Here is a 24,158-nt window from a genome sequence, read left to right as displayed (position 1 = left end):
CCTAATCCTCTTGCACGAGATTCATCATGGCTCAGGCGCCCGGCCTCTATACCCCCACCGTCCCTGTACCAGCGGACCGCCGCATCCTTGGCGGGCGTGACCTCTTCACCCTCTGGTTCTCCCTCGGCATCGGCCTCATGGTCGCCCAGGCCGGCGCCCTGCTGGCGCCCGGGCTGGGCCTGGCCGATGGCCTGCTTGTGCTAGTGCTCGGCACCCTCGTCGGCGTACTGCTGCTGGCCGCTGCCGGCCTGGTGGGCAGCGACACCGGCCTGGCCGGCATGACCGCCCTGGGCCAGAGCCTCGGCCAGCGTGGTGCGCTATTGCCGGCGCTGCTCAACATCACCCAGCTGATCGGCTGGGGCGCCTTCGAACTGGTGGTGATGCGCGAGGCGGCCAGCGTGCTGCTGGGCAGTTGGGGTCTGCAGAGCTGGGCCTCGCCCGTCCTCTGGACCCTGGTCTTCGGCGCCCTGGCCACGGCGCTGGCGGTGGCCGGTCCGCTGACCTTCGTCCGCCGCTTTCTCAGCCGCTGGGGCATCTGGCTGCTGCTGGGCGCCTGCGCCTGGCTGACCCTGGATCTGTTCCTGCGCGCCGACCTGGCCGCGCTCTGGCAACGCCCGGGCGATGGCTCCCTGAGCCAGGCCCTGGGCTTCGACCTGGTGGTGGCCATGCCGCTGTCCTGGCTGCCGGTGATCGCCGACTACACCCGTTTCGCCCGCACCGGGCGCAGCGCCGGGCGTGGCGTGATGCTGGGCTACTTTTGCGGCAACCTCTGGCTGATGGGCCTGGGCTTCGCCTACACCCTGGCCTTCGCCAGCGGCGGCGAGGCCGACGCCCTGCTGCGCGCCCTGGCCGTGGCCGGCCTCGGCCTGCCGCTGTTGCTGATCCTGCTGGACGAGTCGGAAAACGCCTTCGCCGCCTATCACTCGGCCGCCGTCGCCACCGGCTTCCTCGCCCAGGTGAAGATCTGGCAGCTGACCCTGGCCATCGGCATCCTCTGCACCCTGTTGGCGCTGCTGGTGCCCCTGGCGCAGTACGAACACTTCCTGCTGCTGATCGGCTCGGTGTTCGCCCCGCTGTTCGGTGTGGTGTTGGTGGATCACTTCCTGCTGCGCCGCCGCCGGGCCCCGGAGCAGGTGAAGGCACTGCGCCTGGAATCCCTGATCGCCTGGGCGCTGGGCGTGGCCGTCTACCATCTGTTGCCGACCCTGCTCCCGGCCTGGGGCGCGACCCTGCCGGCCATCGTGGTGGCAGGGACTGCGCAGGCGGTGTTGGGGCTGAAGCGGACTTGAGTCACCGCGCGTGGATGAGGCTGCGCCGTCATCCACGCTACGACCCAGCCCGGGCAGGCTACCCCGGACGTCGAACGGCTCCCTCTCCCGCGTGCGGGGGAGGGTTGGGGTGGGGGCATCGCGCCCATGGCGGTCCGCCGATGCGGCCGTTGCTACGGGTTGGATCGTGCCCGTAGGAGCGGCCCATGGCCGCGATCAAACCCATTGCGGCAGGTGATTTCGGCTGACAATACGCGAACGGTGGCCTATCGCTGCGAGGTGTGCTCGACCAGACCCTACGGCTGGCGGCTCTTGCCGCGCCCGGGGAAGTATTCTGGCTTGAGGATACCGTTTAGCTTGGGATAGGGGATCTTCAGCTCCGGATGCCCCATGGCATAGGGCGCGATGCTGCCGATGTCGTACTTGAGCGTCAGGGCGCCGAAGTCCAGGGCCACGTTGTTGGTCTTGAGGAAGGGCCATTGCTGGCGGAATTCGGCATCCCCGACGTTGTTGCTGAGCATCCAGGCCTCGCGGGACAGCTGCGCCAGCCGCCAGAACTCGGCTTCCTGCCCGGGGACCAGCATGTCGCCGAGGGTGATCTGCCGATTCAGATGGCGATCCCAGGTGACGAAATCGCGCCCGGCCAGGCCATGGGCACCGCCATTGGCCAGGTAGCTGGAGAATTCGACGATCACCAGACCGTCATGCTGTTCGCGCACCTTGGCCTGCAGATAGCTGCTCCAGCGCGGCTGGGCCTTACCGAGGAAATCACGCTCATAGCTTGCCAGCGAGGCGGGGATGGGCGCACCCGGCTCGGCGCGGGCCAGGCCCAGCAGGTGGCGCTGCACCAGGGCATCCAGGGCAGGTTCGCCGAATTCCACGTAGTCGATGTTGACCAACGGGCATTCGTCGCCCTGGCAGCCGGCGGGCCGATGCTCCCAGGCCTGGTGGCGTGGCGTGAGGGGTTTGTCGAGGTTCGGACCGAAGACGCTTTGGCAACCACCGAGCAGCAGGCCGGCTAGCAGGAGGAACGGGCGGATACGCATGGGATTCCTTTTCGTTGAAACCTTTTTTGGCGAAACAGGACGCGACGGCTTTCGAACCCGTCTGGCGCCATAAGTTTGCCAGGACCGAGCGCGGGATTCCCGGCTTGTTGCCCGTTTCGCGACTTGTCCCGCCAGGGGGCTGCACGAGTGCAAGCGGCGCGCTAGGATGATCTGATTACCTGTCACCAGCGCTGGAGCGCCCATGAACCAAGCCAACGAGTCCCAGGCGCCCGCCGTCGAGATCCTGAGCCGCGAGATCTGCTTCCAGGGCTTTTACCGCATGGCCCGTTTCCGGCTGCGTCATCGGCAGTTCTCCGGTGGGATGGGGCCGGAACTGGAACGCGAAGTCTTCGAGCGGCCCGATGCCGTCTGCGTGCTGCCCTACGACGCCGTGCGCGACGAGGTGGTGCTGATCGAGCAGTTTCGCGTCGGCGTCATGGATAAGACCGCTCATCCCTGGCTGCTTGAGCCGGTAGCCGGCTTGGTGGACAAGCAGGGCGAAGCCGTCGAGACGGTCGCCCATCGGGAAGCCGAGGAAGAAGCCGGCCTGACCTTGCAATCGCTCTGGCCCATCTCCACCTACTTCCCTTCGCCCGGCGGCAGCAACGAACAGGTCTATCTTTACCTGGGGCGCTGCAGCGCCGCCCAGGCCGGTGGCGTCCACGGCCTGGAAGAGGAGGGCGAAGACATTCGCGTTCATGTCTGGTCGTTGGACGAGGCACTGGCGGGGGTACGAGACGGTCGAATCAATAACGCGGCGGCGATCATCGCCCTGCAATGGCTGGCGCTCAATCGCGCCGAGGTAAGAGGGTTATGGGGCTGAAACTGCGAGATCGCTACCGGGTTGACCTGCCGGGCCTGCAGGCCACGTGCGAGGCCAACTACGTGCGGCTGATGCGGCTTCTGCCCAAGATGCGCGAAGCCGTGATTTCACGGCGCGTCATGCTGTCGCAGGGCGAGCGCCCGCTGGGGGTGCTGGCGCTGGAGGTCACCGAGGCCTGTCCCTACACGACGGCGCTGCGGGTCCGCCAGGAGCTGGGACTGCCCTGGCTGCCGGTTCCCGAACTCGAGGTGCGGGTGTACCACGATGCGCGGATGGCGGAAGTGGTGTCGGCCGGTGCCTCCCGGCACCTGCTCGGGCGCTATCCCTATCCGAACCAGGCGATGCACCAGCCGGACGAGAAGAGCCAGCTCAATCTGTTCCTCGGCGAGTGGCTCAGTCACTGCCTCGCCTGTGGCCACGAAGCCGAGCCGATCCTGCAGCGGTGAGCACCAAGGCGCAACGCCGACAGCCGCATCTTCCATCGCGATAACCAAGCTGCGAAAATGTGAGCTGTGCACGCAAGTTCTCGGGAACTTTTCTGCACCCTGCCTGCGCTCGTTGTTCTCTTTGCCTAGGAGGCTTTGGTGAGTTCGCCGGATAGTGTCAATGCTCCCCTCGTCGTCCAATTGACCGACAGCCATCTGTTCGCCCGGGCGGATGGCAAGTTGTTGGGCATCGATACCGCCGCCAGCCTGCGGCAGGTCGTCGTTCAGGTCATGGCGGAACAGCCACGCATCGACCTCTTGCTGGCCAGTGGTGACCTCTCCCAGGACGGCTCGGTAGCCTCCTATCAGCGCTTTTGCGAACTGACCGCCCCCCTCGGCGCCCCCATGCGCTGGCTGGCGGGCAACCATGACGAGAATGCGCCCATGGCCAAGGCCTGCGGCGACCGCGACTTCATGGATACGGTCACCGACCTGGGCGCCTGGCGCCTCATCCTGCTCGACAGCACCGTGCGTGGCTGCGTGTTCGGCGAACTGGAGCAGGCGCAACTCGCGGCGCTGGACCAGGCCCTGGCCGCCGCGCCCGACCGGCCGGCGCTGATCTGCCTGCACCATCACCCGGTTCCCGTGGGCTGCGGCTGGATGGAGCCCCTGGGCCTGCATCGCCCGGACGAACTGTTCGCCGTGCTGGATCGGCACCCGCAGGTCAGGGTGGTGCTCTGGGGCCACATCCACCAGGAATTCGATCAGCTCCGCAACGGGGTACGGCTGCTGGCCTCGCCATCCACTGGCCTGCAATTCGAGCCTGGCAGCCGGGATTTCAAGGCCGGCGATCAGGCGCCAGGCTATCGCTGGCTGCGCCTACTGCCCAACGGCGAACTGGAAACGGGTGTCTCGCGCCTGCAACAGCACGGGTTCACTGTGGATCACAACGCAGCGGGCTACTAGGGCACGCCGCCTCGCTCGGACGCAGGCATTGCGCACGGATTCCAGGCCGAGCACGGGTCGGCCACCTTGGTGTCGGGGTCGAAACGGGTTACTCTTTTACCTGTTTTTTTATCCAGTAGGAGCGGCCCGATGCCGTCGATCCTCTATATCCATGGCTTCAACAGTTCACCTGCTTCCCACAAGGCGCAACAGCTGACCGCCTGCATGACCCGGCTGGGGCTGGCCGACCGGCTGCGGACCCCGGCGCTGCCCAACGACGCCAGTGCTGCCTGCGCCCTGTTGGAGCGCCAACTGACCGAGCTGGACGCCCCCTTGCTGGTCGGCAGCTCCTTGGGCGGCTACTATGCCACCGTCCTGGCCGAGCGCCACGGGCTCAAGGCCGTGCTGATCAACCCGGCGGTCCGTCCCTGGCGCTTCATGGAGCACTACCTGGGACCGCAGCGCAATCACTACACCGGCGAGACCTGGACCCTCACCGAGGCCCACGTCGAGGCCCTGCGGGCACTGGAAGTCGACGCGCCGGCGGACCCGGAGCGGTTCCACGTCTGGCTGCAGACCGGTGACGAGACCCTCGACTACCGCGACGCCGAGCGTTACTACGGTGCCTGTACCCTGCGCATCGAGCAGGGCGGCGACCATGGCTTCCAGGGCTTCCACCGTCAGTTGCCGCTGCTGCTGGAACTGGCTGGCTTCGCCCCGTCGCTCTGGCGCGACCTGGATTTCACCACCTTCGAATAGAGACCCCATGGCCACGCAAAACGCCTACAACGCCGACGCCATCGAAGTCCTCTCCGGACTCGACCCGGTGCGCAAGCGCCCCGGCATGTACACCGACACCTCCCGGCCCAACCACCTGGCCCAGGAGGTCATCGACAACAGCGTCGACGAGGCCCTGGCGGGCCATGCGCGCGCGGTGCAGGTGATCCTGCACGCCGACAACTCCCTCGAGGTGATCGACGATGGCCGTGGCATGCCGGTGGACATCCACCCGGAAGAGGGCGTCTCAGGCGTCGAGCTGATCCTTACCAAGCTGCACGCCGGCGGTAAGTTCTCGGGCAAGAACTACCAGTTCTCCGGTGGTCTGCACGGCGTGGGCATCTCCGTGGTGAACGCCCTGTCGACCCGCGTCGAGGTACGTGTCAGGCGTGAAGGCAACGAATACGCCATGGCCTTCGCCGATGGCTTCAAGGCCAGCGAGCTGGCCGTGGTCGGCAGCGTCGGCAAGAGAAACACCGGCACCAGCGTGCATTTCTGGCCGGACCCCAAGTATTTCGATTCGCCCAAGTTCTCCGTCAGCCGCCTCAAGCATGTGCTCAAGGCCAAGGCGGTGCTCTGCCCGGGCCTGGCCGTGAGCTTCCACGACGAAGCCAGCGGCGAACGCAGCGAATGGCATTACGAAGACGGCCTGAGATCCTACCTGGTGGACACCGTGGGCGACGCCCCGCGGCTGCCCGAGGCGCCTTTCCATGGCAGCCTGGCCTCGGCCCGGGAAGCGGTGGACTGGGCCCTGTTCTGGCTGCCCGAAGGGGGCGAGTCGGTACAGGAAAGCTACGTCAACCTGATTCCCACCGCCCAGGGCGGCACCCACGTCAACGGCCTGCGCCAGGGCCTGCTGGACGCCATTCGGGAATTCTGCGAATTCCGCAATCTGCTGCCGCGTGGCCTTAAGCTGGCCCCGGAAGATGTCTGGGAGCGCATCGCCTTCGTCCTCTCGATGAAGATGCAGGAGCCGCAGTTCTCCGGCCAGACCAAGGAGCGCCTGTCGTCCCGCGAGGCCGCCGCCTTCGTCGCCGGCGTGGTCAAGGACGCCTTCAGCCTCTGGCTCAACGCCCATCCCGAGCTGGGGCAGCAGATCGCCGAGCTGGCCATCAACAATGCCGGCCGCCGCCTCAAGGCGGGCAAGAAGGTCGAGCGCAAGAAGATCACCCAGGGCCCGGCGCTGCCCGGCAAGCTGGCTGATTGCGCCGGCCAGGACCCGATGCGCTCCGAACTCTTCCTGGTGGAGGGCGACTCCGCCGGCGGCAGCGCCAAGCAGGCGCGCAGCAAGGAATTCCAGGCCATCATGCCGTTGCGCGGCAAGATCCTGAACACCTGGGAAGTGGACGGCAGCGAGGTGCTGGGCAGCCAGGAGGTGCACGACATCGCCGTGGCCATCGGCATCGATCCGGGCAGCGCCGACCTCAGCGGCCTGAGATACGGCAAGATCTGCATCCTCGCCGACGCCGACTCCGACGGCCTGCACATCGCCACCCTGCTGTGCGCCCTGTTCGTGCAGCACTTCCGCCCGCTGGTGGATGCCGGGCACGTCTACGTGGCCATGCCGCCGCTGTATCGCATCGACCTCGGCAAGGAGGTCTACTACGCCCTCGACGAAGCCGAGCGCGACGGCGTGCTCGATCGCCTGGCGGCGGAGAAGAAGCGCGGCAAGCCCCAGGTCACCCGCTTCAAGGGCCTCGGCGAGATGAATCCGCTGCAATTGCGCGAGACCACCATGGACCCCAACACCCGGCGCCTGGTGCAGCTCACCCTCGAGGATGTGCCCGGCACCCTCGAGATGATGGACATGCTGCTGGCCAAGAAGAGGTCCAGCGACCGCAAGAGCTGGCTGGAGTCCAAGGGCGACCGCGCCGAAGTGCTGATCTAACTAAATAGGTTGGCTGCGCCTATCGCGGCCATGGGCCGCTCCTACAGGTGTATCGAGCGCCTGTAGGAGCGGTCCATGACCGCGATGGACCGGGCCCCCGATCAAAGACGTATCACCAAAGGATTCCCATGAGTGCACCCCTCGACCTGAGCCTGGACGGCGTCGAACGCCGCTCGCTGGCCGACTTCACCGAGCAGGCGTACCTGAACTACTCCATGTACGTCATCATGGACCGCGCCCTGCCGCACATCGGCGACGGCCTCAAGCCGGTCCAGCGCCGCATCGTCTATGCCATGAGCGAACTGGGCCTGGACGCCGACGCCAAGCACAAGAAATCCGCCCGTACCGTGGGTGACGTGCTCGGTAAGTACCACCCCCACGGCGACTCGGCCTGCTACGAAGCCATGGTGCTCATGGCCCAGCCGTTCTCCTACCGCTATCCGCTGGTGGACGGCCAGGGCAACTGGGGGGCGCCGGACGATCCCAAGTCCTTCGCCGCCATGCGCTACACCGAGGCGCGGCTGTCGCGCTATTCCGAGGTGTTGCTCAGCGAACTGGGGCAGGGCACCGTCGACTGGGTGCCCAACTTCGACGGCACCCTGAACGAGCCGGCGGTGCTGCCCGCGCGGCTGCCCAACCTGCTGCTCAACGGCACCACCGGCATCGCCGTGGGCATGGCCACCGACATCCCGCCGCACAACCTGCGCGAAGTGGCGGCCGCCTGCGTGCGCCTGCTGGACGATCCCATCGCCGGCGTGCCGGAACTGCTCGAACACGTACCCGGACCGGACTTCCCTACCGAGGCCGAGATCGTCACGCCGCGCGCCGACCTGCGCAAGATCTACGAGACCGGCCGCGGTTCGGTGCGGATGCGCGCCGTCTATCGCCGCGAGGATGGTGACGTGATCATCACCGCGCTGCCGCACCAGGTCTCCGGCTCCAAGGTGCTGGAGCAGATCGCCGCCCAGATGCAGGCCAAGAAGCTGCCCATGGTGGCCGACCTGCGCGACGAGTCGGACCACGAGAATCCGACCCGCATCGTCATCGTGCCGCGTTCCAACCGCATCGATGCCGACGAGTTGATGCAGCACCTGTTCGCCACCACCGATCTCGAGTCCAGCTACCGGGTCAACCTCAATGTCATCGGCCTGGATGGCAAGCCGCAGGTCAAGGACCTGCGGCAGATCCTCCAGGAGTGGCTGATCTATCGCATCGGCACCGTGCGCCGCCGGCTGCAATTCCGGCTGGACAAGGTGGAGCGCCGCCTGCACCTGCTGGACGGCCTGCTGATCGCCTTCCTCAACCTGGACGAGGTGATCCACATCATCCGTACCGAGGAGCATCCCAAGCAGGCGCTGATGGCCCGCTTCGAGCTCTCCGAGGATCAGGCCGACTACATCCTGGAAACCCGCCTGCGGCAGCTGGCGCGGCTGGAAGAGATGAAGATCCGCGGCGAACAGGCGGAACTGCTCAAGGAGCAGAAGCGCCTGCAGACCCTGCTGGGCAGCGACAGGAAGCTGCGCGGCCTGGTCCGCGACGAACTGATCAAGGACGCCGAGACCTATGGCGACGCCCGTCGCTCGCCCATCGTCGCGCGCGCCGAGGCCAAGGCACTCTCCGAAGTCGAGCTGATGCCTACCGAGCCGGTCACCGTGGTGCTGTCCGAGAAGGGCTGGGTGCGCCAGGCCAAGGGCCACGATGTCGACCCGACCGGGCTTTCCTACAAGGCTGGCGACGGGTTCAAGGCGGCGGCCCTGGGGCGCTCCAACCAGTTCGCGGTGTTCATCGATTCCACTGGGCGCAGCTATTCGTTGGCCGCGCACTCGCTGCCCTCGGCGCGGGGGCAGGGCGAGCCCCTGACCGGACGCCTGACACCGCCGCCGGGCGCCAGCTTCGAATGCCTGCTGCTGCCCGACGACAGCGGTCTCTATGTCCTCGCCTCGGATGCCGGCTACGGCTTCGTGGTCAAGGGCGAGGACCTGCAGGCCAAGAACAAGGCTGGCAAGGCACTGATCAGCCTGCCCAACGGCGCCAAGGTGTTGCCACCCAAGCCAGTGGCCTCCCTGGAGGACACTTCCATCGCGGTGGTCACCAACGAAGGCCGCCTGCTGGTGTTCGCCATCAGCGAGCTGCCGCAACTGGCCAAGGGCAAGGGCAACAAGCTGATCTCCATTCCCGGCGAGCGGGTCGCCAAGCGCGAGGAATACGTGGTCGACCTGGCCGTGGTACCGGCCGGGGCGTCCCTCACCTTGCAAGCGGGCAAACGGCCCTACACCCTCAAGGGCAGCGACCTGGAACACTATCGCGCCGAGCGGGGCCGACGCGGCAACAAGCTGCCGCGGGGCTTCCAGCGGGTGGACTCGCTACAGGTGGAAACTTGAGCCGCCTGCGGTCAGCCGCTAGCATAGGCCCGATTTTTTCGACCAGGACTCGCAGGGCCACTGGGCCCGTCGAGAGCGATCTTCGATGAAACGGATGCGTCTCGCCAGGTTGGCGTTGGTGGCTGTGCTGGCTGGCCTGGGTGGTTGCGCCAGCCTCGGCCCCACTCATTATTACCAGCTCGATGGCGGCAACGTGCGGGCGCCTGCCAGCAAGGACAAGGGCGTCGCGGTGTGGATCGAAAGCCTGCAACTGGCCGACTACCTGCAGCGTGACGTGCTGCTGGAGCGTCAGCCCGATGGCAGCCTGGCGACCACCCGCGATCACTGGGCCGGTCCGCTCAATGCCAACGTGCGCCAGTTGCTGCAACGCCAGCTCGCCAGTCGCCTGAACAGCGGCCGGGTGGTGGTGGGCGAACCGCCGGAAGGCTTCGAGCCGCAGTACCGGCTGGAACTCAATGTCACCCGCCTCGATGCGGGCGACCGCGCGCCGGCCGTGCTCGATGCCGGCTGGCAGTTGCGCGATGCCCAGGGCAAGCTGCTGGATACCCAGGTAGTCCATCTGCAGGCCCGTCATGACGGCGACCGCGCAGCCCAGGTTCGCGCCCAGGGCGATCTGCTGCAGCAATTGGCGGCACGGCTGGCCACCGATCTCACCAAGGTGGCCCAGCGCGGCAGGCGGGACAACGAGACGGCCCGCAAGGAGCCGAAGAAGCTCGTGGAAGAGGCCCAGGCCAAGCCGACCCTGCCGGCCGTAGTGCCCATTCGTACCGGCGCCGAGGTCTACCGCTTCTGACCCGGCATTCCCGCGTGTCGCCGCGCGGGAATGCTCGTGGCGTTCGACGATCCATCCAGCAGGACCAACTGTCCTCGGAGGTTCCATGTCGCTCCCCCTGTTTCCGCTGAATACCACCCTGTTTCCCGGCTGCCGCCTCGATCTACAGCTGTTCGAGGCGCGTTACCTGGACATGCTCGGTCGCTGCCTCAAGCAGGGTACCGGTTTCGGTGTGGTGACCATCCTCGACGGCCGCGAGACCGGCGCGGCGCCCGATCGGCTGGGTACCTACGGTTGCGAGGCCTTGATCCGTGACTGGCAGCAGCAGAGTAATGGCCTGCTCGGCATCCGTGTCGAGGGCGGACGGCGCTTTCGCCTGCTGAGCCAGGAGGAGCAGGCCGATCATCTGGTCGTGGGCGAGGTGGAGTGGCTACCCGAGGCGGCGCCCCAGCCCGTGCGCGATGCCGATGGCGATCTGCTGGCGCTGCTGGTCGCCCTGGCCCAGCATCCCATGGTGGCCGGCCTGGACATGGGCGGGGAGGTCGCCGACCGCCAGGCCCTGGGCTGCCAGCTGGCCTATCTGCTGCCCTTCGAGCCCCGCCTCAAGCTTGCCTGGCTGGGCCTGGACGACCAGGGTCAGCGCCTGGCCGACATCGAGCGTCACCTGGTGGATCTGCAGGGTGATTTCCAGGCCTGACAGAGCCTGTCCATGATCTGCTGCGCGTCGGCCAAATCGCGTTAAAAGCGCCCTGGATCGGCAGCCTGCCGGAATGCTCATCAACTCAATGCAAACCCGAGCGCGAGTGCGATCCGCTTTCTCAAGGCGTGTTTGCCTTGCTTGTCTCTGGCTCGCAAGATCGTGGACAAGCTCTCAGGCCAAACGTCGGGCAAAAGAAAGCCCGCCGGGCAGGGCGGGCTAAAAGTGCTTTGGGGGCACTCGATAAGACCTGGCACTTTGCCACGAGTTCAGTCTTATGAGATCAAAGTGCCATTCTTCAGCGTCAGCCCGCCAGCAGTTTGATGAATTCGCGATTGAAGGCCGGGATGTCGTCCGGCTTGCGGCTGCTCACCAGTTGACCGTCGACGATGACCTCCTGGTCCTGCCAGGTGGCGCCGGCATTCTTCAGGTCGTCGGTCAGCGATGGCCAACTGGTCAGGGTCTTGCCTTGCACCAGGCCGGCGGAGATCAGCAGCCAGGCACCGTGGCAGATGACGGCGACCGGCTTGCCGGCGTCGGCGATCTGCTTGGTCAGTTGCTGGGCCTTGGCGTCGGTGCGGATGGTGTCGGCATTGACCACGCCACCGGGCAGCAGCACGGCATCGTAGTCACCGGCGTTGGCGGCGGCGAAGGTCAGGTCGACTGCGAAGGAGTCGGCTGGATCGGTATGGTTCCAGCCCTGCACCTGGCCGGCTTCGGCGGAAATGATGTGGGTCTGGGCGCCTGCCTGCTCCAAGGCCTCCTTGGGCCCGGTAAGTTCGGCCTGTTCGAAGCCGTCGGTGACCAGGATGGCGATCTTCTTGCCGTTCAGGGATGTAGCCATGGTTGCGGATACCTCGGGTCGGAATTTGGTAGGGGCTAGCCTTGTGCCAGCGCTCTTCATTCCGGCCGCTGCGGGCCAGACGAAGTTCCTTCGTCGCGCCCGATGGCATCCGGCCGCGCTGCGAGGTAAATTTGCGACATCCATCGCAGAGTAGCCCCCATGTCCCAAGCCTCCCCCCAGCTGACCGAGGAGCAGATCCGCCTGGCTCTGCAAGGCATCAGCATCCCGCCGCAACCGCAGATCATGGTGGACCTGCAACTCGAGCAGATGATGCCGAACCCCGATCTCAAGGTCATCGCCCGCCTGATCGGGCAGGACCCGGGGCTGTCGGGCGCCCTGCTCAAGCTGGTCAATTCGCCGTACTTCGGCCTGAGCAACCGCGTCACCTCCATCCAGCGTGCGGTCAACCTGCTGGGCAGCCAGTCGGTCATCAACCTGATCAACGCCCAGTCGATCAAGGGCGAACTCACTGACGAGACCATCGTCATCCTCAACCGCTTCTGGGACACCGCCCAGGACGTGGCCGAGACCTGCCTGAGCCTGGCCAAGAAGACCGGTTATCCGACCCCGGACGAGGCCTATGCCCTGGGGCTGTTCCACAACTGCGGCATTCCGCTGATGCTCAAGCGCTTCCCCAACTACATGGCGGTGCTGGAAGAGGCCTACGCCAGCGTCAATGAGCAGGTGCGGGTGGTGGATGTGGAGAACCGCCTGTACAACACCAACCATGCCGTGGTGGGCTACTTCATCTCGCGCTCCTGGCGCCTGCCGGAACACGTCGGCCAGGCCATCGCCAACCACCACAACGCCCAGTCGGTGTTCGACGAGGAGTCGACCACCGACATCCAGATCAAGAATCTGCTGGCGCTGCTGAAGATGGCCGAGCACGTCTGCGGCTGCTATCGCGCCCTGGGCAGCCAGGACGAGGATCGCGAGTGGCAGGCCATCGCCCCGCGGGTGCTCGATCACGTCGGGTTGTCCGAGTACGACTTCGAGTCGCTCAAGGAGACCATCCTTGAGATGGGCAGCGGTCGGATCAATTACTAGATTTGGTTAAAAGGGCCTGTGCTCGGCCAGGCGGCGTTGAAAACCAGCTGGTTCGCCAGCCCGGTCGGAATGCTCATTTACCCTTTGTAAACTCGTGCGCGAGCCCGGTCCGCTTCCTCGCTGTTTTGATTCGCTGGCGCTCACCCTTCGGGCCAGCCTTCGACTGTTACTCCCGTTGGTCGTTGCGCCTTGCCCGACCTTCGCTCGGCGCCTTTTAAGCCAAATCTCTGGAATAAGCCTCCTGGATCCTCATGCCCGAATTACCTGAAGTCGAAACCACCCGCCGCGGCATCGCGCCCCATGTCGTCGGTCAGCGCGTGCGCCGGGTCATCGTCCGCGATGCCCGGCTGCGCTGGCCGGTGCCCGAGGATCTCGACGTGCGCCTGTCCGGCCAGCGCATCGAGGCCGTGGAGCGGCGCGCCAAGTACCTGCTGATCCGCGCCGAGAGCGGCACCCTGATCGGTCACCTGGGCATGTCCGGCAGCCTGCGCCTGGTTCCCGCCGACCAGCCGCCGGCCAAGCACGAGCACGTCGACATCGAGCTGGAGTCCGGCCTGTCGCTGCGCTACACCGATCCGCGCCGCTTCGGTGCGCTGCTCTGGACCCAGGACCCCCACGCCCATGTGCTGCTCAGCAAGCTGGGGCCCGAGCCGCTGACCGCGGCCTTCGACGGCGGTCGGCTGTTCGAGCTGTCGCGCGGGCGCAGCATGGCGGTCAAGCCCTTCATCATGGACAACGCCGTGGTGGTGGGGGTGGGCAACATCTACGCCGCCGAGGCGCTGTTCGCCGCCGGTATCGATCCTCGCCGCGCCGCCGGTAGCATTTCCCGGGCGCGCTACGATCGCCTGGCCGAGGAGATCAAGAAGGTGCTGGCGCGCTCCATCGAAAGCGGCGGCACCACCCTGCGCGACTTCATCGGCGGTGACGGGGCGCCGGGCTATTTCAAGCAGGAGCTGTTCGTCTACGGACGCAAGGGCGAGTTCTGCAAGATCTGTGGCACCGGCCTGCAGGAAATTCGTCTCGGCCAGCGGGCCAGCGTCTACTGCCGGAAATGCCAGCGGTGAAGACCCTGGCCGGGGTGGTTTTGCTGACGCTGCTGGGCGGAGAGCTGGCCTGGGCCGATGCCGACAACGGCCGTAATCTCTTCCTGCGGCGTTGCCACAACTGCCACTCCGTCGGGCCCGGTGCCCAGTCAGGCTTCGGGCCCCAGCTCAACGACCTCTTCGGTCGCCAGGCCGGAAGCCTGGCCGGCTACAACTACTCAGAAGCCATGCGCCACGCCGGCTTCGCCTGGGATCGCGAGGCCCTGGCGGCCTTTCTCCGCGATCCCGAGGCGAAGGTGCCGGGCACCAAGATGAGATTCTGGGGCATCGGCGACAGCGACGACCTGCGCGACATCACCGACTACCTGGAGACCCAGCACCACGCGCCCTGAATTACGGCTTAGTGGTCGCCGCCGCCGGCCCCCGGCTTGGCCGCAAAGGGCGGCTTGGCCAGCCAGATGATCAGGAACAGTCCCATGAATATCCAGCCGAGCAGGGTGAAGTAATCCACCGTGGAGAGCATGTAGGCCTGGCTCTCCACCACCTTGTCCAGCTGGGCATAGGCCTGTTGCGACGGCCCGCCGAGGGCGTCCAGGTAGTGCTGGGTGGCCGGGCTGTAGACGGTCACGTCCTCGGTCAGCTGGGCATGGTGGTGGATGGCGCGGCGCTGCCACAGCCAGGTGGTCAGGGAGGAGGCGAAGCTGCCGCCCAGGACCCGCAGGAAGGTGGCCAGGCCGCCGCCGTCCGCCAGTTCCGAGGGCTTGAGGCTGGACAGCAGGATGCTGGTGGTGGGCATGAAGAACAGCGCCACGCCCAGGCCCATGAAGGTCTGCACCTCGGCGATGTGGCGATAGTCGACCTCGTTGTTGAAGGTGGCGCGCATGAAGCAGGAGGCGCCGATCACCAGGAAGGAGCCCCCGGCCAGCAGCCGCAGGTCGGTCTTGTGCGCGAACTTGCCCACCAGCGGTGAGAGGATCACCGGCAGGATACCGATGGGCGCCGCCGCCAGGCCCGCCCACACCGGGGTGTAGCCGAGCTGGGTCTGCAGCCACTGGGGCAGCAGCAGGTTGATGCCGAAGAAGCCCGAATAGCCCAGCACCAGCGCCAGGGTGCCGAAGCTGAAGTTGCGATAGCGGAACAGCCGCAGGTTGACGATGGGGTGCTTGTCGGTCAACTCCCAGATCACCAGGGCGGTCAGGGCCACGGCGGAGAGGGCGGCGCCCAGGCAGATCAGGTTGGATTCGAACCAATCCAGGTCGTTGCCCTTGTCCAGCACCACCTGCAGCACGCCGACACCGATCACTAGCAGGATCAACCCGACGTAGTCGATGGGCTGGCTCACCAGTTTTTCCGGCTTCTTGCCCAGTTGGCTCCAGACCACCAGGGTGGCGAAGATGCCGATGGGGATGTTGATGAAGAAGATCCAGGGCCAGCTGTAGTTGTCGGTGATCCAGCCACCGGCGATGGGCCCGATGATGGGCGCCACCACCGTCACCATGGCCAGCAGCGCCAGGGCCATGCCGCGCTTGGCGGCGGGAAAGATGGCCAATAGCAGGGTCTGGGCCATGGGGTAGAGCGGACCGGCGACGAAGCCCTGCATGGCGCGGAAGATCACCAGCTCCGGCATGGAGGTGGCGATGCCGCAGAGGAAGGAGGTGATGACGAACAGCACCACGGCGGCCATGAACAGCTTGACCTCGCCGAAGCGCCGTGCCATCCAGCCGGTCAGTGGCAGGGCGATGGCGTTGCTCACGGCGAAGGCGGTGATGACCCAGGTGCCCTGTTCCGAGCTCACCCCGAGGTTGCCGGAAATGGTGGTCAGGGCGACGTTGGCGATGGTGGTGTCGAGCACCTGCATGAAGGTGGCCAGGGACAGGCCCACCGTGGCGAGCACCAGGCTCGCCGGGCGAAAGGCGTTATCGCTCATGACGGGTTACCAGAAGGGTGGGCGGGGAGGCTCGCCGACGAGCCTCCAGGGCTTCAGCGCTTGGCGACGCCGGCAGCACGCGCCGCCGGACCGTTGACGTGGATGATCTGCTGGATCAGCTGGTCGGCATCGGCCAGCTGGTGATCGTAGACATCGGTGCTGTAGCGCGGCTGCTGCGGGGTGGTGGTGGTGGGCAGGCGGGCGCCGTCCTGGTCGTGCAGATCGACGTCGACCACGGTCGACAGGCCGATACGCAGCGGGTGCTTGTCCAGGTTGTCGCCTTCCAGGCGGATCCGCACGGGCAGGCGCTGGACGATCTTGATCCAGTTGCCGGTGGCGTTCTGCGCCGGCAGCAGCGAGAAGGCGCTGCCGGTACCCACGCCCAGGCTCTCCACGGTGCCGCGATAGCGTACGTCGTCGCCATAGAGGTCGGAGTGGATTTCCACCGGCTGGCCGATGCGCATCTCGGCGAGCTGGGTTTCCTTGAAGTTGGCGTCGATCCAGATCTGGTCCAGGGGCACCACGGCCATCAGCGCCGCACCGGGCTGCACGCGACTGCCGACCTGCACGGAGCGCTTGGCGACATAGCCGCTGACCGGCGCCACCAGGGTGCTGCGGGCGTGGTTGAGATAGGCCTGGCGCAGCTGGGCGGCGGCGGCCTTGACGTCCGGGTGCGAGGCGATCTCGGTGTCGTCCACCAGTGCCTGGTTGGTGTCCAGTTGCTGCTGGGCGGAGGTCAGGGAGCTCTGCGCCGCTACCAGGGTGTCGCGGGCGTGGGCCAGCTCTTCCTTGGAGATGGCACCACCCTTGGCCAGTTGCTGGCGCCGGGCATAGTCGGCGCGGGCACGGTCCACCTCGACGCGGCGGGCGGCGACCTGGGCCTTGTAGCTGTCGACGTTGCTGTACAGGCCGCGCACCTGGCGCACGGTCTTGGCCAGGTTGGCCTCGGCGCTCTGCTGGGCGACCGCCGTATCGCTGGGATCGAACTCCACCAGCATCTGGCCCTGTTTGACATAGTCGCCATCGTCCACGGCGATGCGGGTCACGGTGCCGGTGACCTGGGGCGTGATCTGCACCAGGTTGCCGTTGACGTAGGCATCGTCGGTGCTGGCGTGGAAGCGGCCATAGAACAGGTGGTAGCAGTAGACGCCCACGCCAGCCAGGATCACCAGCAGCAGTAGCAGCAGCAGGAAGAGTTTGCGTTTGCCGGAGCGCTGCGGCTTCTGCTCCTGGGCGTTGTCTTGGGGGGTTGCGGCAGAATCGGCCATGATCGCGACCTCGGTATCAGTGAGTGGCCGCGGCGGCGGGCGCCGGCGGCAGTTTGGACGGTTGGAAGCCGCCACCCAGGGCCTGCATCAGCAGCACACCGCTGTCGATGCGGTCGGCCTGGAGGCTGGCGAGCTGGCGGTCGGCCTGCAGCAATTGCTGCTCGACGGTCAGGGCGTCGAGGTAGTTGCCGATGCCGGCGCCATAGCGCTGCATGGCGATGTCGAAGGAGCTCTTGGCGATGTCTCTTGCCCGCTGCTGGTCGACCAGCTGCTGGTCCAGCGAGCGCTGGCGGGTGATGGCATCGGCGATGTCGCCCAGTGCCTGCACCAGGGTCTGGTTGTACTGGGCCACGGCCAGGTCGTAGTCGGCATCCCGACTGGCCAGATCGGCGCGGCGGCGACCGCCGTCGAAGATCGGCAGCGACAGCGCCGGACCGACGTTGAAGAAGCGCGCCGGGGCGCCGAACAGGGCATCGCCGAGGATGGCCTTGCTGCCGGCGGCCACCGTCAGGTTCAGGTTGGGATAGAAGTTGGTCTTGCTCGCGGCGATGTCCTTGCGCGCGGCCTCCACGCGCCAGCGGGCGGCGATCAGATCCGGACGACGCCCGACCAGTTCGGCGGGCAGCTGGGCCGGCAGATTCACCGCGGTGGGGGCGATCAGCCTGGGTCGCGGGATTTCGGCGCCGCGATCGGGCCCCTTGCCCAGCAGCACGGCGAGACGGATCTGGGCACTGCGTACCTGTTGCTCGGCGGCCGTGTGCGAAGCCGCCGCGCTGGCTTCCAGGCTCTGGGTTTGCTGCAGCTGGTAGTCGCTGTCGAGGCCGGCGTCCACCCGGCGCTGGGCCAGGTCGAGCATGCCGCGGGTGCGGTCCAGGTCCTGCTGGGCCACGTCCAGGTTGGCATAGGCGAGGCCGAGCTGGTTATAGGCGCGGCTGACGTTGGCGGCCAGGGTCAGGCGGGCGGCCTGGCGATCCACTTCGCCGGCGCGAGCCCGGCCAAGGGCCGCTTCCCAGGCGGCGCGCTGGCCACCCCAGAGGTCGAAGCTATAGCTGCCGCTGAGGTCCAGCTGGCGCAAGGTGCTGTAGCGGTCGCCCTGGCCCGAGGGGTCGTCCGGGCGCGCCAGGCGCGAGCGAGTCACGCCGCCATTGGCGTCGAGTTGCGGATAGCGATCGGCATCGGCGGCCAGCACCGCGGCGTCGGCCTGGCGGCTGCGGGCGTCGGCTTCCTGCAGCGACGGACTGTCGCGCAGGGCCTCGCGGATCAGGTTGTCCAGTTGCGGATCGCCCAGCCGGGTCCACCAGTCGGCGCTCGGCCACTGGGCAGGCGAGAGACGGTCGCTGGCGAAGGTGGCCTCACCCTTGAGGGTCGCCGGGTCCACGGCGTGCCCCTGGGGATTCAGACCCGCGGACGACACGCAGCCTGCCAGCAGCAGGGCGGTGCAGAGGGCGGTCAACGGCAGGCGGAAGGTCATGGTTCAGAGGTCTCCAGTGGGCTCGGGCAACAGGCCGGAGGGGCCGAGCAGCCGGTGCAGCAGGCGTTCCAGTTCATCCAGCTCCTGGCGGTCCAGGCATTGGGTGAGGTCATTGAGGGCATCCACGCCGATCTGCATGAGTTCGCTGCTCAGCGCCTTGCCCTGGTCGGTCAGCTCCAGGCGCACCTGGCGGCGATCGCTCAGGCTGCGCACCCGGCGCAGCAGGTCCTTGGCTTCGAGGCGATCGAGCATGCGGGTCATGGCGCCGCTGTCGAGGGACAGGCAGCGGCTGAGTTCGGCCGGGGTATCGGTCAGGTCGCGGGCGAGTAGCAGCAACACCTTGAACTGGGCGGCGGTGATGTCGTACGGCGCGAGGTGACTGTCCAGCAGGCGATCCTTGTACTGGTTCGCCAGGTGGATGAGATGGCCTACGGAGTAGCGCAGGGGAAAGTTGCTACGGTCGAAATGTGACATTGCAGTATCTGCCCAGGCAATCAAGCGGTTCCAGAATACTGCCTAGGCAGTGAAATATTCAGTCATCATTGCGGGCAACTGTCTTACGATTAATGAAACAATTGGTAATGGTTGTCGCCGGGGCTTGTCGTCGCCCGTCCCGGCCACCGATCATGGTCGGCCCTTGCCTGAACGATCCGCTGTGATGACCGCTTCCTTCGATCTAGACCGGCTGCGCCAGGCCTTGGTGCCATTGCGCTTCGATCTGCCGCCCGATGCCGAGCACCAGGGCTACCGCCGCCATTACCGGCTCGCCGACAGCCTGGTACGACCGGAGGTGACGGTGGCCCTGGGCAGCCTGGCCGCGGGTGACTACCAGTTGGCGGTGCAGGGCTGGCGGCCTTCCGCGCCGCGAGGCAGCGTGCTGATGCTGCATGGCTACTACGACCACATGGGGCTCTATGGCCACGTGGTGGATTGGGCGCTGTCACGCCAACTGGCGGTACTGGCCTGCGACCTGCCCGGCCATGGGCTGTCGAGTGGGGCGCGCGCCAGCATCAATGACTTCGCCGAATACCAGAGCGCCTTGGCGGCGCTGATCGCCGAGGCGCGTCGCCTGGACCTGCCGCGGCCCTGGCATCTGCTCGGCCAGAGCACCGGTGGCGCCATCCTGCTGGACTATCTGCTGCGCGGCGATCCGGCGCCCGAGGTGGGGGAGACGGTGCTCCTGGCGCCCCTGGTGCGTCCCCATGCCTGGCGGCAGGGGCTCTGGACCTATCGTCTGGTCAAGCCTTTCGTACGCGCGCTGCCACGGCGCTTCTCGGTGAATTCCGGCGACCCGGCCTTTCTCGACTTCCTGCAGCGCGATGGCCTGCAACCCCGGGAGCTGCCTGCCCAGTGGGTCGGCGCCCTCGCGCGCTGGATTCCCCAGCTGGAAGCGGCGCCAGCCAGTCGCCGCACGCCCCTGGTGATCCAGGGCGAGCAGGATTTCACCGTCGACTGGCGGCACAACCTGGGGATACTGGAGGCCAAGTTCGCCCGCCCCGAGGTGCTACGCCTGCCCGAGGCGCGGCACCATCTGGTCAACGAGACCGAGGCGCTGCGCCAGCGCTATTTCCGCTGGCTGGACGAGCGTCTCGCCTGAGTTGTCCTACTGACCGCCGCCGCCCAGGCCGGCACGCAGGGCGGCCACCGCCGCCCGGTAGTAGGCCGTGCCGTTGGGCGAACCGGCGAAGTCGGCGAACTGGCCGAGTTCGTTGTCGTTCAGGGTGCGATAGACATAGAGCAGGGTGTTCTCCAGGTCGCCGGCGTTCATCTGCTGGATGAATCTCTGGCGTTGCTGCTCGATCATCCCGCCGGATTGCTGCTGGCCCAGCAGGCCCGGCAGCATCGAACTCAGGCTGTCGGCCGCGAGGCCTGCCAGGGCCACGCTCACTTCGGCGCCGGCCTCACGCACCGGCAGGGCAGTGGCCAGGCGCTTGGCCAGGGCCCGGCGTGCCGGGCTGGCCTGCATCTGGGGGACGCCATTGGCGTTCTTGGCCAACTGGTCGCTGCGGGTGGCGGCGATTTCCGCGGCCACTACCTTCTGGCCCACCGGCGACTGGAAGAACTGCAGCGCGGGCCCTTCGGCCGGCAGGTTCTGGCGCAGGGCGGCGAGGGCGCGCTGGTCGATGGCCGCGGCGGTGTAGCGTTTGTTGCTGTTGTCCACCAGGCTCTGGTAGAGCGCCGGCGGCAGGCTGTTCTGGTAGCGCTGCTGGGCGGCCTGCAGGGCGTCGCGGAAGTGTCCGCGCTGCTCGGGCCAGCCCGCGGCCTGGTAGAGGCTGACCGTGTCGTCGGCGAAGGTCGGCAGGGCGACGGCGAAAAGCAGGGAAGCGAACAGAACGCGCATGGACACCTCGAACAGCGGCGCAGAGCCGGAAAGTTCGCCATTGTCGGCAACCCCAGGCTGACTGTCGAGGCGCTCGCCCCGGGCATTCGTCGCCTGGTCAAGGCAGGCGCGCAGCCGTGGCCGACTTCTCTTACACTCGACATCCCGCCGGCTGCGTCCGGTCTCCTACGGTTTTCCCGATGGCGCTGCACCCCGAGCATCCCCTGCTGCAACGTATCGTCGACGATCTCGCCGAACATGGCTGGTCACGGCAGAGCATCTTCCTGCCCCTGGAGCTGACCGCCGAACTGGCCGCCGAATGCCGGCTACGCCATGCACGGGGTGAGCTGGAACGCGCTGGCATCGGCCGCGGCGAGAGTCCGCTGATCCGCGAAGGGGTGCGTGGCGATCACATCGCCTGGCTGGAGCCGGACGACGCCCATCCAGGCGTGCAGCGCTATCTGCAACTCATGGACACCCTGCGCGAGGCCTTCAATCGCACGCTGTTCCTCGGTCTCGAGGATTACGAGAGCCATTTCGCGCTCTACCCGCCGGGCGCCTGCTATGCCCGTCATCTGGATCGCTTTCGCGACGATGACCGGCGCATGGTCTCCCTGGTGCTCTATCTCAATGGCGCCTGGCTGCCGGAGCAGGGTGGCGAGCTGCGTCTTTACCTGGACGAACGGCGTCACCAGGACGTGTTGCCCCTCGGCGGCAGTCTGGTGTGCTTCCTGTCCGGCCAACTACCCCATGAGGTGCTGCCCGCCACCCGCGAGCGATTGTCGCTCACCGGCTGGTTCCGCCGCCGTGGCGACAACCCGTTGCAGGGCTGAGGCATACCGGGGCTTCTGCTCGTGGAGGACGCATGGAAAAGATTCTGGTGAGTCGCTGCCTGCTGGGGCACCGGGTGCGCTATGACGGCGGTGCCCACGGCCCCTTCGATCTGCTGGGCCTCTGGCAGGCCGAAGGCCGCATCGTACCTCTCTGTCCGGAGGTGGCGGGTGGCCTGCCCACGCCGCGCCCGCCGGCGGAGATCCCCGGCGGCCAGGGTGGCGCCGTGTTGGATGGCCAGCTGCCGGTACTGACCGATGCCGGTGAGGACGTCACCGCGGCTTTCGTCGCCGGGGCCGAGGCCGCGCTCGAACTCATCGCGCGTCACGGCATCCGCCTGGCGGTGCTCAAGGCGCGCAGTCCGTCCTGCGGCAACCTGGAAAACTACGATGGCAGTTTCAGCGGTACCCGGGTCGCGGGTGAGGGCGTCACCGCGGCAGCGCTGAAACGCGCGGGTGTCAGGGTATTCAACGAGACCGAGCTGGCCGCCGCGCAGCGGGCGCTGGTGGAGCTGGAAGCCGACGTCTACCAGTGTGGTGTTTCAGACGTTCGCGCAAGAATGGGCGAGTGATTTTTGGGCGGTTCGGCGTTCCGACTGGGCTAGGCGCCGCGACGAGTCATGGCAGGGCTATGGCGAGGAGTGGCAACGACGCCTAAGCCAAAAGAGCGCCGCCAAAATTGTGTAGTTAACTTCTGCAACACCACACTAGAGGGTGTCCGGCTGGCGCCCCAGCAAGCGCTGGAAGTGCGCCTTCTGCACGAAGCAGCCCTTGGGAAAGCGCCAACCCACCAGTTCGCCGGGCTGCTTCTCAAGGTTCTGCGCGAAGACCGTGGCGCCCATGGCGCGCGCCAGGGCCGCATATTCGCGCAGCGGGACCTTAACGACAGGAACATCCGGGCTGATCATGGGCGCTCTGCTGGGTGGAGCGTCGACGCGCGAAACGACGCGCGTGGGCGAGTCCACAGGTGACTTGCCCAAGCTATCGGCACCTCCTGTTGGAACTTCAGCGCCGGGATGAAAAAGTTGTCTATTCAGAGGCTCTTGGGGTTTCCGGCAGGAACCAGTTCAGCAGCAGGGCACAGAGGCCACCGGTGGCGACGCCCGACTCCAGCACCGCGCGCAGGCCGGCGGGCAGATGGGTGAGGAACTCCGGCACCTGGGAGACGCCCAGGCCCAGGGCCAGGGATACCGCGATGATCAGCAGCGCGCGGCGATCCAGTTCGACGCCGGCGAGGATGTTGATGCCCGAAGCGGCCACCGCGCCGAACATCACCATGGCCGCGCCGCCGAGCACCGGCTCGGGCACCGCCTGGATCACTCCGGCCACTGCCGGGAACAGTCCCAGCAGCACCAGGATGACGGCGATCCACAGGCCGACATGACGGCTGGCGATGCCGGTCAGCTGGATCACCCCGTTGTTCTGCGCGAACACCGAGCTGGGAAAGGTATTGAACAGCCCGGCCAGCAGCGAATTGGCGCCGTTGACCAACACCCCACCCTTGATCCGCTGCATCCACAGCGGGCCTTCCACCGGTTCGCGGGAGACCTTGCTGGTGGCGGTGATGTCGCCAATGGCCTCCAGGGAGGTCACCAGGTAGATCACCAGCAGGGGCACGAACAGCGACCAGGAAAAGCCCAGGCCGAAATGCAGGGGCGTGGGGATCTGCACCCAGGCCGCTTCGTGCATGCCGGTGAAGTCCAGCCGGCCCAGCCAGGCGGCCAGGGCATAGCCCAGCAGCAGGGCGACGACGATGGCGCTGCTGCGCAGCCCGCGCAGCGGGAGACGATTGAGCACCACGATGGTCGCCAGCACCGTACCCGACAGCAGCAGGTTCTCGCCGTTGGCGAAGGTGCCGTTGCCCAGGGCGGCGAAGCCGCCACCCATGCTGATCAGGCCGACCTTGATCAGCGTCAGGCCGATCATCAGCACCACGATGCCGGTCACCAGCGGCGTGATGAGTCTTTTGACGAAGGGCAGTACCCGCGACACCCCCATCTCGACGAAGGAACCGGCCATGACCACGCCGAAGATGGCGGCCATCACGGCTTCCACCGGGGTGCCGTTCTTCACCATCAGCGCGCCGCCGGCGATCAGCGGGCCGACGAAGTTGAAGCTGGTGCCCTGGACGATCAGCAGTCCGGCGCCGAAGGGGCCGAAGCGGCGACACTGGACGAAGGTGGCGATGCCGGAGATCACCAGCGACATGGAGACGATCAGGTTGGTGTCGTGTGGTGCGACGCCCAAGGCCTGGCAGATCAGCAGGCCGGGGGTGACGATGGGCACGATGATCGCCAGCAGGTGCTGGATGGCGGCCAGCAGGGCGATCAGCGGGCGCGGCCGATCGGCGGGGCCGTAGAGCAGTTCGGGGCGTGGGGACTGGGGC

24 protein-coding genes are annotated in these 24,158 nt (G+C 66.9%); 15 read left to right on the top strand and 9 right to left on the bottom strand.

The annotated features are described in order from the left end of the window. Positions 1 to 26 precede the first annotated feature (26 nt). Positions 27 to 1,289, top strand: a complete 1,263-nt coding sequence (gene cytX / locus AR540_RS15445) for a putative hydroxymethylpyrimidine transporter CytX (RefSeq protein WP_059230099.1) — start codon at positions 27 to 29, stop codon at positions 1,287 to 1,289. 275 nt (positions 1,290 to 1,564) lie between these two features. Here cytX and AR540_RS15440 read toward each other — a convergent pair whose 3' ends face one another. Next, positions 1,565 to 2,314, bottom strand: a complete 750-nt coding sequence (locus AR540_RS15440; protein ID WP_059230098.1) for an RsiV family protein — start codon at positions 2,312 to 2,314, stop codon at positions 1,565 to 1,567. A gap of 202 nt (positions 2,315 to 2,516) precedes the next feature. Here AR540_RS15440 and AR540_RS15435 point away from each other — a divergent pair, with 202 nt between their 5' ends. The 8 genes from AR540_RS15435 (at position 2,517) to AR540_RS15400 (ending at position 11,022) form a co-directional block, all read left to right on the top strand. After that, positions 2,517 to 3,137: an NUDIX domain-containing protein gene (locus AR540_RS15435; protein ID WP_059230097.1), complete on the top strand. Its 621-nt coding sequence runs from the start codon at positions 2,517 to 2,519 to the stop codon at positions 3,135 to 3,137. Further along, positions 3,128 to 3,583 (top strand): DUF1249 domain-containing protein, encoded by a 456-nt coding sequence (locus tag AR540_RS15430; RefSeq protein WP_059230096.1) that lies wholly within the window; start codon positions 3,128 to 3,130, stop codon positions 3,581 to 3,583. The genes AR540_RS15435 and AR540_RS15430 overlap by 10 nt, the downstream gene beginning before the upstream one ends. 138 nt (positions 3,584 to 3,721) lie before the next feature. Next, the gene (gene cpdA, locus AR540_RS15425; protein WP_059230095.1) at positions 3,722 to 4,528 is read left to right on the top strand and encodes a 3',5'-cyclic-AMP phosphodiesterase; all 807 of its coding nucleotides are present in this window, start codon (positions 3,722 to 3,724) and stop codon (positions 4,526 to 4,528) included. A gap of 129 nt (positions 4,529 to 4,657) precedes the next feature. Further along, a complete protein-coding gene (locus AR540_RS15420; protein WP_059230094.1) occupies positions 4,658 to 5,266 on the top strand; it encodes a YqiA/YcfP family alpha/beta fold hydrolase in 609 nt (202 codons plus the stop codon). Positions 5,267 to 5,273: 7 nt separating this feature from the next. Further along, complete coding sequence (gene parE / locus AR540_RS15415) at positions 5,274 to 7,172, top strand: DNA topoisomerase IV subunit B (protein ID WP_059230093.1); 1,899 nt, start codon at positions 5,274 to 5,276, stop codon at positions 7,170 to 7,172. A 128-nt stretch (positions 7,173 to 7,300) separates the two neighbouring features. Then, positions 7,301 to 9,553 carry a DNA topoisomerase IV subunit A gene (parC, locus tag AR540_RS15410; protein WP_059230092.1) on the top strand — a complete coding sequence of 751 codons (2,253 nt, stop codon included), beginning with the start codon at positions 7,301 to 7,303 and terminating at the stop codon, positions 9,551 to 9,553. 85 nt (positions 9,554 to 9,638) lie between these two features. Beyond that, on the top strand, positions 9,639 to 10,346 hold the full coding sequence (locus AR540_RS15405; protein ID WP_059230091.1) for a PqiC family protein: 708 nt from the start codon (positions 9,639 to 9,641) through the stop codon (positions 10,344 to 10,346). 85 nt (positions 10,347 to 10,431) lie between these two features. Next, complete coding sequence (locus AR540_RS15400; protein ID WP_059230090.1) at positions 10,432 to 11,022, top strand: LON peptidase substrate-binding domain-containing protein; 591 nt, start codon at positions 10,432 to 10,434, stop codon at positions 11,020 to 11,022. 304 nt (positions 11,023 to 11,326) lie between these two features. Here the strand turns inward: AR540_RS15400 and AR540_RS15395 are convergent, their stop codons facing one another. Then, positions 11,327 to 11,866, bottom strand: a complete 540-nt coding sequence (locus tag AR540_RS15395) for a type 1 glutamine amidotransferase domain-containing protein (protein WP_059230089.1) — start codon at positions 11,864 to 11,866, stop codon at positions 11,327 to 11,329. Positions 11,867 to 12,088: 222 nt separating this feature from the next. On the opposite strand from AR540_RS15395, the gene AR540_RS15390 reads away from it, so the two are divergent. From AR540_RS15390 to AR540_RS15380, 3 genes are all read left to right on the top strand, one after another. Then, the gene (locus AR540_RS15390; RefSeq protein ID WP_153014264.1) at positions 12,089 to 12,913 is read left to right on the top strand and encodes an HDOD domain-containing protein; all 825 of its coding nucleotides are present in this window, start codon (positions 12,089 to 12,091) and stop codon (positions 12,911 to 12,913) included. Positions 12,914 to 13,164: 251 nt separating this feature from the next. Beyond that, complete coding sequence (gene mutM, locus AR540_RS15385; protein WP_059230087.1) at positions 13,165 to 13,977, top strand: bifunctional DNA-formamidopyrimidine glycosylase/DNA-(apurinic or apyrimidinic site) lyase; 813 nt, start codon at positions 13,165 to 13,167, stop codon at positions 13,975 to 13,977. Then, positions 13,974 to 14,348, top strand: a complete 375-nt coding sequence (locus AR540_RS15380) for a c-type cytochrome (protein ID WP_059230086.1) — start codon at positions 13,974 to 13,976, stop codon at positions 14,346 to 14,348. The genes mutM and AR540_RS15380 overlap by 4 nt, the downstream gene beginning before the upstream one ends. 8 nt (positions 14,349 to 14,356) lie before the next feature. On the opposite strand, the gene AR540_RS15375 is transcribed toward AR540_RS15380, so the two are convergent. The 4 genes from AR540_RS15375 to AR540_RS15360 are packed head-to-tail and all read right to left on the bottom strand — an operon-like array spanning position 14,357 to position 19,096. Beyond that, positions 14,357 to 15,883 (bottom strand): DHA2 family efflux MFS transporter permease subunit, encoded by a 1,527-nt coding sequence (locus AR540_RS15375; protein ID WP_059230085.1) that lies wholly within the window; start codon positions 15,881 to 15,883, stop codon positions 14,357 to 14,359. A 53-nt stretch (positions 15,884 to 15,936) separates the two neighbouring features. Further along, positions 15,937 to 17,151: an efflux RND transporter periplasmic adaptor subunit gene (locus AR540_RS15370; protein WP_059230084.1), complete on the bottom strand. Its 1,215-nt coding sequence runs from the start codon at positions 17,149 to 17,151 to the stop codon at positions 15,937 to 15,939. Between the two features lie 16 nt (positions 17,152 to 17,167). Further along, positions 17,168 to 18,622 carry an efflux transporter outer membrane subunit gene (locus AR540_RS15365; protein ID WP_059230083.1) on the bottom strand — a complete coding sequence of 485 codons (1,455 nt, stop codon included), beginning with the start codon at positions 18,620 to 18,622 and terminating at the stop codon, positions 17,168 to 17,170. Positions 18,623 to 18,625: 3 nt separating this feature from the next. Then, positions 18,626 to 19,096, bottom strand: a complete 471-nt coding sequence (locus AR540_RS15360) for a MarR family transcriptional regulator (RefSeq protein ID WP_059230082.1) — start codon at positions 19,094 to 19,096, stop codon at positions 18,626 to 18,628. 184 nt (positions 19,097 to 19,280) lie between these two features. Here AR540_RS15360 and AR540_RS15355 point away from each other — a divergent pair, with 184 nt between their 5' ends. Further along, positions 19,281 to 20,219, top strand: a complete 939-nt coding sequence (locus AR540_RS15355) for an alpha/beta hydrolase (protein ID WP_059230081.1) — start codon at positions 19,281 to 19,283, stop codon at positions 20,217 to 20,219. Between the two features lie 6 nt (positions 20,220 to 20,225). Here AR540_RS15355 and AR540_RS15350 read toward each other — a convergent pair whose 3' ends face one another. Continuing rightward, complete coding sequence (locus tag AR540_RS15350) at positions 20,226 to 20,963, bottom strand: DUF2059 domain-containing protein (protein WP_059230080.1); 738 nt, start codon at positions 20,961 to 20,963, stop codon at positions 20,226 to 20,228. 179 nt (positions 20,964 to 21,142) lie between these two features. Between AR540_RS15350 and AR540_RS15345 the strand changes: the two genes are divergently transcribed. After that, on the top strand, positions 21,143 to 21,775 hold the full coding sequence (locus tag AR540_RS15345; RefSeq protein ID WP_059230079.1) for a 2OG-Fe(II) oxygenase: 633 nt from the start codon (positions 21,143 to 21,145) through the stop codon (positions 21,773 to 21,775). A 32-nt stretch (positions 21,776 to 21,807) separates the two neighbouring features. Further along, entirely contained in the window at positions 21,808 to 22,344 is a 537-nt protein-coding gene (locus tag AR540_RS15340) for a DUF523 domain-containing protein (protein WP_059230078.1), read from the top strand. A 135-nt stretch (positions 22,345 to 22,479) separates the two neighbouring features. Here AR540_RS15340 and AR540_RS15335 read toward each other — a convergent pair whose 3' ends face one another. Further along, positions 22,480 to 22,680: a hypothetical protein gene (locus tag AR540_RS15335; protein ID WP_059230077.1), complete on the bottom strand. Its 201-nt coding sequence runs from the start codon at positions 22,678 to 22,680 to the stop codon at positions 22,480 to 22,482. Between the two features lie 121 nt (positions 22,681 to 22,801). Continuing rightward, positions 22,802 to 24,158, bottom strand: a 1,357-nt coding sequence (locus AR540_RS15330; protein ID WP_059230076.1) for a nucleobase:cation symporter-2 family protein, incomplete at its 5' end; no start/stop codon positions are given.

Source organism: Pseudomonas sp. EpS/L25, from assembly GCF_001512295.1.
Taxonomy (GTDB): Bacteria; Pseudomonadota; Gammaproteobacteria; order Pseudomonadales; family Pseudomonadaceae; genus Chryseomonas.
This window is presented reverse-complemented; position numbering and strand designations above follow the sequence as displayed.